This is a genomic window from Micromonospora sp. DT46, from assembly GCF_049841735.1.
GTDB lineage: Bacteria > Actinomycetota > Actinomycetes > Mycobacteriales > Micromonosporaceae > Micromonospora > Micromonospora reichwaldensis.
In genome coordinates, this window is sequence record NZ_JBNCKW010000002.1 from 600,342 (window position 1) to 611,460 (window position 11,119).

Here is an 11,119-nt window from a genome sequence, read left to right on the forward strand (position 1 = left end):
CCACCTGGCGACGACGACGTCTCCTCGGCCGGGCCGGATAGCCCGCGACGACCGGCCATGTGCCGCAGCCGCGTCTGGACGCCGCTACGACCGTGGCCCTACCGCCCCGACCATTGGCACTCACGGTATGCGAGTGCCAATGACTTGTTTAGCACTCTCCCCTGCCGAGTGCAAGCACGATCGCCCCGGTCAGCCGAGTTCACCGGTCAGCCGGGCGCTGTCCACCGGCCCCTCGTGGGCGCGCTGCTCGGCGTACGTGACGACCAGGCCGACCAGCTGGGCGAGGTGGGTCGGCAGGGCCAGCACCGCGCCCACCAGCGTCACCACGAGCACGCCGACCGCCGTGCCGGGCGACTCCAGCGGGGTGGTGCCGAACGGCAGCGTGCCGATGCCCTCCACCATGCCGGCGGCCCCGCTGCCGACGATCACCGCCGCCGCGACCAGCGCCACCCGGCCGAGCAGCAGACCGAGCCGGTCGTGGAACATGCGGAAGGAACGGCCGATCGGGTGCTGCCGCTCGAACAGGTAGACCGGGCCGGCCATGCTCAGCGCGAAGGCGAAGTAGATGCCGGGGATCACGCAGAAACAGACCCCGAGCCCGATGATCACGCTCATCAGCAGGGTCCAGCCCCAGAGGCCCAGCGCCCGACGCGCCCCGTAGGAGAGGGCCGCGCCCACGCTCACCGGCTGACCGGCCGCCTGCCGGGTGACCACCCAGGTGCCGGCCGCCCAGCCCAGGCTCTGCACGAAACCGAAGACGAGGGCGCTGCCGAGCACCACGAACAGCAGGACGCCCGTGTCGGTCAGGAAGGTGTCGGGCAGCGCGGCGGGGTCGTCGGCCATCGACTCCTCCCACTTGGCGCTCGGGTCGACGACCAACGAGAGCATCGACACCACCAGGGCCGGCAGCGCCTGGGTGAGCAGCAGGATCGGCAGCAGCAGCCGCCAGCCCCGGCGCACCGCGCCGACGCACCGGCCGAACCAGCCGTTGACGCCCGCGCCGGGCGGGGTGACGAGCAGGTCGGCGGGGTCGAGGCCGTGCCCCGGCGGGTACCACCCGTGGACCGGCTGCCCGGGATAGGCGCCCGGATGCCCGGGATAGGCGACCGGGGCGCCCGGGTACCACGGCTGCCCGCCGTACGGGCCGGAGCCGGCCGGGTACCCGCCGGTGGGCGGGAAGACCCAGTCCTGCGGCTGTTGCGGGCCCGTCGGCGCAGCACCGCCCGGGCCGACGGGTGGCGTCGCGGAGGGTTCGGGCTCTCCCGGGGGCGGTGCGGCCTGGGGTGGCTGGTCGGACATGAACCCTCCTCAGCGATGGCTGGAACGGCTCACGATCCTTCCCTGCCGACGCAACCGCGCCGAAGCCCGCCCCCGTGCAGCGGACCGGCAGACTGCCCGGCCCCGTGCAGCGGACCGGCCGACGACCGCCCGGACCACCAGGCCGCCCCCGGCCGGCGCCCCACGACCGGTGGTCGGGAGGTCGGTCGGCGCGGGGGCGCGGGAGGGACGCCCGTCAGGCGATGACGCGCACGCGCTCGGCCTGGGGGCCCTTCTGGCCCTGGGCGATCTCGAACTCGACCCGCTGGCCGTCGTCCAACGCCTTGTAGCCGTCCATCTCGATCGCCGAGAAGTGGACGAAGACGTCCTGCCCACCGTCGACGGCGATGAAGCCGTAGCCCTTTTCGGAGTTGAACCACTTCACGGTGCCCTCTGCCACGGTGCACTTCCTCACTCTGCGCGGCGTTCCACGACCCCGGAGGCCGGGCGGGCCGGCACCGGAGGACCACCGGCTCGGCGATCGACGAGGGCCGCTGAAACGGTGACCGAAATCGCACGCTACACGAAGCGTGACGACACCGCACGACCACAAATCGGACATACGCCGATCGAACGCCATCGGCCGTCATCGTTGTGATAGGCATTCGGCATGACGAGCACGCCCGACGGTCCGGGGCCGACGCGGCGGGCGCAGATCCGGCGGGTCCGCCCCCCGGACGCGGCTCGGATGCGGGCGCTGCGGCTGGAGATGCTCGCCGACGCCCCGCTGGCCTTCCTGGAGACCCTCGCCGACGCGGCGGCCCGGTCGCACGCCGACTACGCGGCCAGGATCGCGTCCGTCTCCGTCGGGGCGGGCACCGCCCAGTTCGTCGCGGACCCGGGCGGCCGGCTCGTCGGGCACGCCGGCGGCACGGTGGCCCCCGGGGAGCCGGGGCTGACCGTGGTGTACGCCGTCTACGTCACCCCGCCCTGGCGGGGCACGGGCCTCCTCGGCGACCTCGTCGACGCGGTCGCGGCCTGGTCCCGCGCCTGCGGGCGCCCCGAACTGATGCTGGAGGTCGTGGTCGGCAACGACCGGGCCTACCGCGCGTACCGGCGGCTGGGCTTCGTCGACACCGGCGTACGCGTCCCGCACCCCACGGTCCCGGCGCTCACCGAGCTCCAGATGCGCCGCCCGGCCTGACCCGCGCCGGTGACCCGTTCCGCCAGAACCGGATCGGCTGCCCGGAGCGGCCGGTGCGGGGCCGACCCGGGCAGCCGGGCACCTCAGGCGTGCCGGCGGGACTGCACGATGCGGAACCGGTTGGCCACGTAGGCGCCGTCGGTGAGCGCCGAGTTGGCCGCCGCGTTGGCGCCGCTGCCGTGGAAGTCGGAGAAGGCCGCCGACTGGTTCACGAAGACCCCGCCGGTCAGGTTGCAGGACAGGTGCACCCCGACCTCGATCGCCGCGGTCTCGGCCGCGTCGAGGACCGCCTCGTCGGTGGAGTAGACCGCCGCGGTGAGAGCGCCCTTCTCGCCGACCGTGGCGCGCAGGATCTCCAGGCTGTGCGCGGTGGAGTCCGTGGCGATGGCGAACGAGATCGGCCCGAACCACTCCTTCGAGTAGGTCGCGGTGTCGTCGGCCGCCAGCCTGACCACCGTCGGGGTGCGGACCACCGCGCCGGGGAAGGCCGGGTGCTCGACCGTACGCGACTCCAGCACCGCCTCGCCGACCTTGGTGACCTCGTCGAGGCGCTCCAGCACCCCGTCGTTGACGATCGCGCCGGTCATCTCCACCCCGCGCGCCGGGTCGGCGGTGATCTTGGCGACCGCCGCGGCGATCCCGCCCGCCACCTCGTCGAAGCTCTTGTGCCCCTGGTCGGTCTCGATGCCGTTGCCGGGGATCAGGATGTTCTGCGACGTGGTGCACATCTGGCCGCTGTAGAGACTCAGGGTGAAGCCGAGGTTGCGGCACATCCCGGCGAAGTCGTCGGTGGAGTCGATCACCACCGTGTTCAGCCCGGCCTTCTCGGTGTAGACCGCCGCCTGCCGCGCGTTGGCCTCCAGCCAGTCGCCGTACTCGGTGGAACCGGTGAAGTCGATGATCTTCACGGCCGGGTGCAGGGCCAGCGTGGAGGCGAGCTTCTCCCCGGGAGCCTCGGGGGCGAGCAGCACCAGGTTCGGGTCGAAGCCGGCCTCGGCGAGCACCTCCCGGGCGTACTTCACCGTGATCGCCAGCGGCAGCACCGCGCGCGGGTGCGGCTTGACGACGACCGGGTTGCCGGTGACCAGCGAGGCGAACAGCCCCGGGTACGAGTTCCAGGTCGGGAAGGTGTTGCAGCCGATCACCAGCGCCACGCCACGCGGCACCACGTGGAAGGTCTTGGTCATCCGCAGCGGGTCGCCCTTGCCGGCCGCCTTCTCCCAGCCCGCCGTCCCCGGGTGCCGGGTCATCTCCGCGTACGCGTAGGCGACCGCCTCCAGCGCGCGGTCCAGCGCGTGCGCGCCGCCCGCCTGGAAGGCCATCACGAAGGCCTGGCCGCTGGTGAACTGCACCGCGTTGGCCAGCTCGAAGATGTGCTTGTGCAGCCGGTCGAGGATCTCCAGGCAGACCCCCACCCGGGCCTGCGGGCCGGCGTCGCGCCAGCCGGGCAGGGCCGTGGTGGCGGCGGCGACCAGCTCGTCGGCGCCGGCGTGCGGGTAACGGACGTTCAGCTCGACGCCGAACGGGCTGCTCTCGGTGGCGACCCGGTCGGCCGTGCCCGGCTGGTCGAGGGGGAAGTCACCGCCGAGGTACGCCTCGAAGGCGGCCTTGCCGTCGGCGGCGGCGGTCTCGCCGTAGACCCGGGGGCTGGGCGACTCGGGGTAGGCGGACCAGTACCCGCGCTCCGTGATCGCGGTCAGCGCCCGGTTGAGGGTGTCGGCGTGCCTGTCGTACAGGGGGTGCGGGGTCTCCGTCATGCCCGCCATCATGCAACAGGAACCCCTCAGATCAGTAGGGCCGTGTCACAACTCGGATCGTGAGCTGCCAGTCCGTCCAGCCGCCGAGGCAGCGGCGGCGTCGCCGCACGCCCGCACCCCCCTCGGGCGAACCGGGGTCCGGGGAATTCGGGTCCACATCGGATGCCCCGGGTCGGTTACAGTGACAACCTTCTATTTATATTCGAGGAGGTTCTGTGGAGCAACGAGAGTCTGCCTTCCGTCGCCGGCCGGCCTGGTCGACGCTGATGGTGTCCGGGATGCTCGCCGCGTCGGCCCTGTTCGCAACCCCTGCCGCGGCTGACGTGGGAATCGCCGGAAGCGCCTGCAACGCGGTCGACGGCGGGGAACTCGTCTACGATGACTTCACCAAGTACAACGACTCGCTCAATCACGCGGTCAACCAGTGGAACGCGCTCAATCCCATCGACGTCAGAGCGGACGACGCCTGGAGTTACTCCGACGTCGACGTCAGCGACAGCAATGACGGCGGGAACGGCACGGTCGCCTACTACTCCTGCGTAGCCGGCGCGGACGACATCGTCATGAACACCCACTATCTCGACAGTTACAGCACCTCACGTGATCACGCCGCGATGACCCACGAATTCGGGCACGCCATCGGTCTCGACCACGGTCCTGAAGTTGCGGTCATGGACCCCTACTCGACCGACTACAACCCGAACATGAACAACAATTTGCAATCGTGGGACATCAGCACCTATCACAGCAAATGGGGGTACTGAAGATGAACCACCGGCTGAAGGCCCCGTTCGTCGGGCTGGTCGCCCTTGTCCTGGCCGTCGGCGGCTGGTTCACCTACCAACAGCTTCGCCCGGCTCAGACCCACCCGGTTTCGGTGAGCTTCGCGTTCGACACCACCAACCGCGCCAAGGTCGCCGGCTACGCCGATGCGGTCGTGGTCGGGACCGTCACTGGCGTCGCGGAGGTACGCCAGGGTGAGCGCGGCGCCCCCCACACCATCTTCAAGGTCGCTGTTTCCGACAAGCTCAAGGGCGACGTCGAGGACACCATTCTCGTCGACCAACTCGGCGGAACCCGCGGGAAGGACACCTGGACGGTCGAGGGCGTCCAGCAACTCGCCGTCGGCTCCGCGTACGTCCTGCCCCTCACCAGCCGGAACGGGTCCGACGAACACGTCCTGGTGCTGACCCCGACCCTGGCACCGGTCACCGGCGCGAGCGTGCACGTCTGGACCCAGGCGGTGGCGAACCAGGACACCACGGTGTCCTAGCTCGGGCGGACACCGCAGGGGCGCCCGGCCCCGATCCGATCGGCAGCCAGCCCGGGCCGGACCAACCTCCCCCGACCCCACCGCGACCCGGTGGTCGCGGTCAGGTCGGCGGTGGGGATCGACGCGCTCGTTCAGCCCGCTTGACGTGGGTGTGCTGCACGACGACGATCGGGCCAGCGGATCAACCGCTGGCCCGATCGGAAGTTGGTCGGGAGGGACGCTCGCACAACGCCTCCGGCGTTGGGTCGCAAGAACTGAAAGTCTCCGGCGAAACGCCCTCCCGCACGGAGCATCTTGCGCCGTCCGGTTCCTGCCGTCAAGTCCTTGTCGGCGCGTTTTCCGCACTCACAGCGAAATCCCAGTTACCCGCCGAATCCCCCACTCTCCTGCCCGCGACCCCCTCGACACGCCAGCTCCCGGCCCTCTGAGGCCCGGGGCTGGCGGCACTGTTCGCGATCAACTTCGCCGCCAACCTCATGATCGACGCGGAGGGGCGGGGGAGGACCAGGGGTGCGGGGCGGGGTCAGCCGAGGAGGCCGGCGTCGCGGGCGGCGCGGAGCGAGGGCTTGATGCGGTGGGTGGGGCCGACCTCGCCGGCCACCGCGTCGAGGGTCTTGAGGCCCTCGCCGGTGTTGAAGACGACGGTCTCGGCGGTCGGGTCGAGGCGGCCGGACTCGACCAGCTTGCGCAGCACGGCCACGGTCACCCCGCCGGCCGTCTCGGCGAAGACGCCGGTGGTCCGGGCCAACAGCCGGATGCCGGCGCGGATCTCGTCGTCGTCGACGTACTCCATCCAGCCCCCGGTGCGCCGCACCGCCTCCAGCGCGTAGATGCCGGCGGCCGGGTCGCCGATGTTGAGGGACTTGGCGATGCCGGTCGGCTTGACGGGCGTGATGGTGTCGGTGTCGGCGTGCAGGGCGGTGGCGATGGGGTTGCAGCCGGCCGACTGCGCGCCGAACACCTTCCAGCCGCCGGCCGGCGCCTCGACCAGGCCGATCTCGACCAGCTCGGCGAACGCCTTGTCGATCTTGGTGAGCAGCTCGCCGGAGGCCATCGGGATCACCACCTGCGCGGGGATCCGCCAGCCGAGCTGCTCGGCGACCTCGTAGCCGAGCGTCTTCGAGCCCTCGGCGTAGTAGGGGCGCACGTTGACGTTGACGAACGCGGTGTCCTCGAACTCGTCCGTCTCCACCAACTCGCCGCAGAGCCGGTTCACGTCGTCGTACGAGCCGTCGATGGCGACCAGCTCGCCGCCGTAGACGGCGGTGGTGATGACCTTGCCCTGCTCCAGGTCGCCGGGGATGAAGACCACCGACGGCGCGCCGGCCCGGGCCGCGTGCGCGGCGACCGAGTTGGCCAGGTTTCCGGTGGAGGCGCAGGCGTAGCGGCTGAAGCCGAGCGCGTGGGCGGCGGTCAGCGCCACCGAGACGACCCGGTCCTTGAACGAGTGGGTCGGGTTGGCGCTGTCGTCCTTGACCCAGAGCGGGGCGGTGATGCCCAGCTCGGCGGCGAGGTGCGGGGCGGCCACCAACGGGGTGAAGCCGGGGTCGAGGGTGACCCGGGTGGCCGGGTCCTGGCCGGCGGGCAGCAGCGCCGCGTACCGCCAGATGTTCTGCGGGCCCGCCTCGATCTGCTCCCGGGTGACCGTCGCGAGCGCGGCGACGTCGTAGTCGACCTCCAGCGGGCCGAAACACTCGTAGCAGGCGTGCTGGGCGGCGAGCGGGTAGCGCGCCGAACAGGCGCGGCAGACCAGGGCGCGGGCGGGGCTGGCGGTGGTGTCGATGCCGGAGGGGGCGAACGTCGACGTCATGTCGCGGGTCCTCTCATCTTTCCCCGCATCGCACCCTGCGGCGGGGACGGAATTGGCACCTGCCCCGCCGGTCGCTCTGCGATGAGCGCGCGGGGTGGTTGCCGGGGCGTCGTCGGGCCGTATCCCTCAGCCCCTCTGGATGAGGTATGCAGTTGTGCCGTCGAGTCTAAGCACCGACGCCGCCCGGATCGACGCGAGATCCCACGCTGTGAGCGATCCCGCAGCCGTCGTCGGGCGACCGGGGGGCCTTCCTCGACGGTACGGATTCAGGCGGTCACCGAGCGGGAATCTGCGGGGCGTCGGGCCCGCAACGCGGTGTCGACCGCCCACGCGCCGGGGCCGAACACGGCGATCAGCAGGAACGACCAGCAGAACAGAACGGCCAGCTCACCGCCGTTGCGCAGCGGGAGCAGCGCGTCGGGCTGGTGCACCACGAAGTACGCGTAGGCCATCGAGCCGGACGCCAGCAGGGCCGCCGCGCGAGTCAACAGCCCGACGAGCACCAGCCCGCCGCAGACCGCCTGGATCAGCGCGGCCCACCACCCCGGCCACTCGCCGAGCGGAACCGCCTCGCCGGTGCCCCGGCTGCCACCGAGGACCCCGAGCAGCGAGGCCAGGCCATGGCACAGGAAGAGCAGGCCGACGACGGCACGGAACAGGGACAGGGCCGGGCCGCCGATCCGGTCAGCGAGCATCAGGGCACCTCCGGTCAGAATGAGGGGACGACACCAGAATGCCGCCGGACATTTGACGATGTCGATTGGTTCCCCCTCTGTGGGAACGCTCCCATCGGCGGCGGCGAACCGTTCACGAGGGCGTTGGCGCGGGCCCGCTACGGTTCGGGCACATCGACGGAAAGGAACGCGCGATGCGTCGCAAGCTCGTCCCGATGGTGGCGCTCTCCATGGCCTGCCTGCTGGCGTTCACCACCGCCTGCTCCACCGGCAACCGCAAGAAGCGGAACCGGTCCGCCGACCGGACCGCCGGCACCGCCGCGAAGCGGGACGACGTCGACGCCACCCCGGCGACCACCCGGGCGACCCCCACCCCGCGCCGCACCGGCGACCAGCTCACCTGCCTGGAACTGCGCGACACCCGCATCGGCAGCCGGAAGGTCCGCTACCGCGGGTACGCCGCCCCGCTCCGCCTCTCCAACGGCCGGTGGGCCGACCGGGACGGCACGACGGTGGAGTTGCAGCGGCCGTGCGGCATCGGCGACCTCGACGGCGACGGCGCGGGCGACGCGATCGGCGTGGTCGTGCTCGACGGCGGCGGCACCGGCCGCTTCTTCACCCTCGCCGCCTGGCGCAACGTCAGGGGCGAGCCGGACTACCAGGCCCAGGTCGACCTCGGCGACCGTACGCCGGTGGAGAGCGTCAGCGTGCGCGACGGCAGGGCGACGGTGGTCTACCTGACCCGACCGGCGGGCGGCCCGATGGCGGAGCTGAGCATCCGGCGCACCGCCGTCTACCAGCTCAGGGGCGCGGCGCTGGCCGAGCTGAGCCACACCGACGCCCGGGTGACCGCCGCGTCCGGCGACGGGGACACCGCCGACTCGGGCACCGCGCCGGACTCCCCCGACTCCCCCACCCGCAAGCGCAGGCCCCGTTCCCGCTGACGTCCCCGCGACCGGGCCGCCTCAGTCGGGGACCGGTCGGTGGGTCGGCGGCCTCGGTAGCCGGATCATTCCGGTGGCCGTGCAGCCCTGCTGACTCACCTCGCCGAGGCAGCCCCACCCTGAGGTCGGGACGCGCTCGAAGTACTGCACGGGCTGCGACGGAACGGCCTCGGTGGTGAACGTGCCGGCACCGCTCGGGATGCGTTGCTCGTGGGAACCGGTCGTGTCGGTGTACGAGGCGACGATGTGCCACTGGCAGGTGTGGGTCGTCACCTCCGGCTGGACCCGGAACGCCATGTTCGACTGGCCGTTGCCCAGCTCGACGACGTTGCGGCGGAAGTACAGCTGGCCTTCCTGCGGCTCGCCCTCGTCCAGGACGTACGGGCCGTGCGGTTTGTCCGTCGGCCCGCCGGTCAGGTCCCACAGCAGGCCCTGCCGGGACTCGGCACCCCCCGGGGGGATGGTGACGACGGTCTGCGCCGTGGGTGCGTGGCACGAGTCCTTGACGGCGACCATGTTGTTGATCGTGAGTCCGGCGACGCGATCGCTGTTCAGGTTCAGGTCGAACGTCTGGGCACCGCCGCGATTCTCGTTGCCGTCCTCGAAGGGCGCCACGTAGGACGCAATCTCGACGACCCGGCCGCCGAGCGGCTTCATGAACTCCCACACCCGCGACGCATCACCGTTCAGGGCGGTGAGGGTGGCCTGCTCGCCCTCGGTCAGCGGCCGGTCGAGCAGCACGCGGAAGGCCTCGGGGAGGTCCCGGTCGTAGTCCAGGGGCGTGACGGTGGACACGAACGCGGGCTGCTCACGGTCGACCGCTTCCTGAGCCTGCTTGTCCGAGCGGGCCCGCTCGGTGGCCGTCGACCGGTCCAGGAGGAAGTTGGCCTGGTAGGCGAACAGCGCGCCGACCACGACGACGACGGCGGCGACGGTCGCGTACACCGCGCGCTGCTTCGGCGGGAGCCCGCGAAACCCGGGCAGGCGTTCATCGGCCAGCACGGCCCAGGCTTTCGACCTGGACGACGGCTCGGACGGCTGCTCCGGTGGTGGCACGGGCGGGGAAGCGGACGGCGGCTCAGCCGGTGGCCCGGGCAGAGACGTGGACGAGGGCTCGGTCGGCGGCTCGGGTGGCGGCCCGGCGGGCGGAGTGGCCATACCCGATTCTCACTCACAGGCGCCATGCAATCACAGAATGCGCCCGGGCGGTGTCGAGTCAGGAGCTTCGCCCCGGGTGGCGCGGGCCGGGTGATGTCGTAGGCGATTCAGCTCGACAGGCACCGCCCGGGTGCCCCGGCCCGCCGGCCCCGCAGGTGAGGCAGCTCGACAGCGCCACCGGATCCCCACGGGCGGGTGTCAGAGGATCGGCGGCGCACCGGCCGGTGCGATGATCGGGCGATGGCCCTCCCCGCACCCCGACCCGCACGCCGCCCTACGGTCCGACTCGGGGGCCGACCCGCGGGCGGACTCGCACCGCGTCCTCGCGACGGCATTGCAGGTCCGGCACGGGCGGTCGGGCTCGCGATCGGCGGCCTCGTCCTGCTCGGTGCCTGTGCGCCGGCGATCGACCCGCCGTCGGCTGACCTGCCGCCGGCCGGCCTGCCGCCAGCCGGATCAGCGCCGACCACGATGCCCGGCACGATGCCGACGGCGACCGCGTCGGCGACGGCGTTCTGGGCCACTCCCACGACCGAGTGCCCGGCCGCCGGCGTCCGGATCAGTTCGCCGGGCAGCAGCGCCGCGATGGGTCTGCGTGCGCTCGGTCTGGAACTGGTCAACTGCGGCACGAAGCCCTACCGGCTCAACGGCTACCCCGTGCTGCGCCTGTTCGACGGCGACGGCGACACCATCCCGGTCCGGGTGGTCCACGGGGCCAGGGAGATCACCTCGGGCTTCGACGACCCGCCCCGGCCACTGACCCTGCAGCCCGGCGAGCGGGCCGGCGCCGCTGTGCTCTGGCGCAATCTGGTCACCGATCCGACGGTCGTAGCCACCGATGGCGAGCGCCTGGAGGTCGCGCCCGAAGTGGGCGGGGCCGCGCAGGTCGTCGGCCTGGACGGGCCCGTCGACCTCGGCAACACGGGCCGGATCGGCGTCAGCGCCTGGAAGAAGGCGACCGACCCGGCACCGACGCCGGCCCGGCCGGGCAGACCGGTGCCGAGCAGGTCGGCGCCGAGCAGCCCCCGGCCGCTGCCGTGAG

11 protein-coding genes and 1 riboswitch are annotated in these 11,119 nt (G+C 72.2%); of the genes, 5 read left to right on the forward strand and 6 right to left on the reverse strand.

The annotated features are described in order from the left end of the window. Positions 1 to 189 precede the first annotated feature (189 nt). Positions 190 to 1,299: a hypothetical protein gene (locus ACLQ20_RS07140; RefSeq protein WP_425854615.1), complete on the reverse strand. Its 1,110-nt coding sequence runs from the start codon at positions 1,297 to 1,299 to the stop codon at positions 190 to 192. 214 nt (positions 1,300 to 1,513) lie between these two features. After that, positions 1,514 to 1,717, reverse strand: coding sequence for a cold-shock protein (locus ACLQ20_RS07145; protein WP_121400069.1), 204 nt, complete (start codon positions 1,715 to 1,717; stop codon positions 1,514 to 1,516). 210 nt (positions 1,718 to 1,927) lie between these two features. Between ACLQ20_RS07145 and ACLQ20_RS07150 the strand changes: the two genes are divergently transcribed. Beyond that, on the forward strand, positions 1,928 to 2,461 hold the full coding sequence (locus ACLQ20_RS07150; protein ID WP_425854617.1) for a GNAT family N-acetyltransferase: 534 nt from the start codon (positions 1,928 to 1,930) through the stop codon (positions 2,459 to 2,461). Between the two features lie 83 nt (positions 2,462 to 2,544). Here the strand turns inward: ACLQ20_RS07150 and paaN are convergent, their stop codons facing one another. Then, positions 2,545 to 4,218 (reverse strand): phenylacetic acid degradation protein PaaN, encoded by a 1,674-nt coding sequence (gene paaN, locus ACLQ20_RS07155; RefSeq protein WP_425854618.1) that lies wholly within the window; start codon positions 4,216 to 4,218, stop codon positions 2,545 to 2,547. A gap of 215 nt (positions 4,219 to 4,433) precedes the next feature. On the opposite strand from paaN, the gene ACLQ20_RS07160 reads away from it, so the two are divergent. Further along, positions 4,434 to 4,982 carry a matrixin family metalloprotease gene (locus ACLQ20_RS07160; protein ID WP_225852532.1) on the forward strand — a complete coding sequence of 183 codons (549 nt, stop codon included), beginning with the start codon at positions 4,434 to 4,436 and terminating at the stop codon, positions 4,980 to 4,982. Between the two features lie 2 nt (positions 4,983 to 4,984). Beyond that, on the forward strand, positions 4,985 to 5,491 hold the full coding sequence (locus tag ACLQ20_RS07165; RefSeq protein ID WP_151457550.1) for a hypothetical protein: 507 nt from the start codon (positions 4,985 to 4,987) through the stop codon (positions 5,489 to 5,491). Positions 5,492 to 6,014: 523 nt separating this feature from the next. Here ACLQ20_RS07165 and thrC read toward each other — a convergent pair. Continuing rightward, positions 6,015 to 7,301 carry a threonine synthase gene (thrC, locus tag ACLQ20_RS07170; protein ID WP_151456025.1) on the reverse strand — a complete coding sequence of 429 codons (1,287 nt, stop codon included), beginning with the start codon at positions 7,299 to 7,301 and terminating at the stop codon, positions 6,015 to 6,017. Positions 7,302 to 7,311: 10 nt separating this feature from the next. Next, positions 7,312 to 7,447: riboswitch (SAM riboswitch) on the reverse strand. 120 nt (positions 7,448 to 7,567) lie between these two features. After that, positions 7,568 to 7,996 (reverse strand): DoxX family protein, encoded by a 429-nt coding sequence (locus ACLQ20_RS07175; RefSeq protein WP_151456024.1) that lies wholly within the window; start codon positions 7,994 to 7,996, stop codon positions 7,568 to 7,570. Positions 7,997 to 8,169: 173 nt separating this feature from the next. On the opposite strand from ACLQ20_RS07175, the gene ACLQ20_RS07180 reads away from it, so the two are divergent. Next, positions 8,170 to 8,919: a hypothetical protein gene (locus ACLQ20_RS07180; protein WP_425854621.1), complete on the forward strand. Its 750-nt coding sequence runs from the start codon at positions 8,170 to 8,172 to the stop codon at positions 8,917 to 8,919. Positions 8,920 to 8,940: 21 nt separating this feature from the next. Here ACLQ20_RS07180 and ACLQ20_RS07185 read toward each other — a convergent pair whose 3' ends face one another. After that, positions 8,941 to 9,864: a hypothetical protein gene (locus ACLQ20_RS07185; protein WP_425854622.1), complete on the reverse strand. Its 924-nt coding sequence runs from the start codon at positions 9,862 to 9,864 to the stop codon at positions 8,941 to 8,943. A 696-nt stretch (positions 9,865 to 10,560) separates the two neighbouring features. Between ACLQ20_RS07185 and ACLQ20_RS07190 the strand changes: the two genes are divergently transcribed. Next, complete coding sequence (locus tag ACLQ20_RS07190) at positions 10,561 to 11,118, forward strand: DUF4232 domain-containing protein (protein ID WP_225852348.1); 558 nt, start codon at positions 10,561 to 10,563, stop codon at positions 11,116 to 11,118. Position 11,119: the final 1 nt, after the last annotated feature.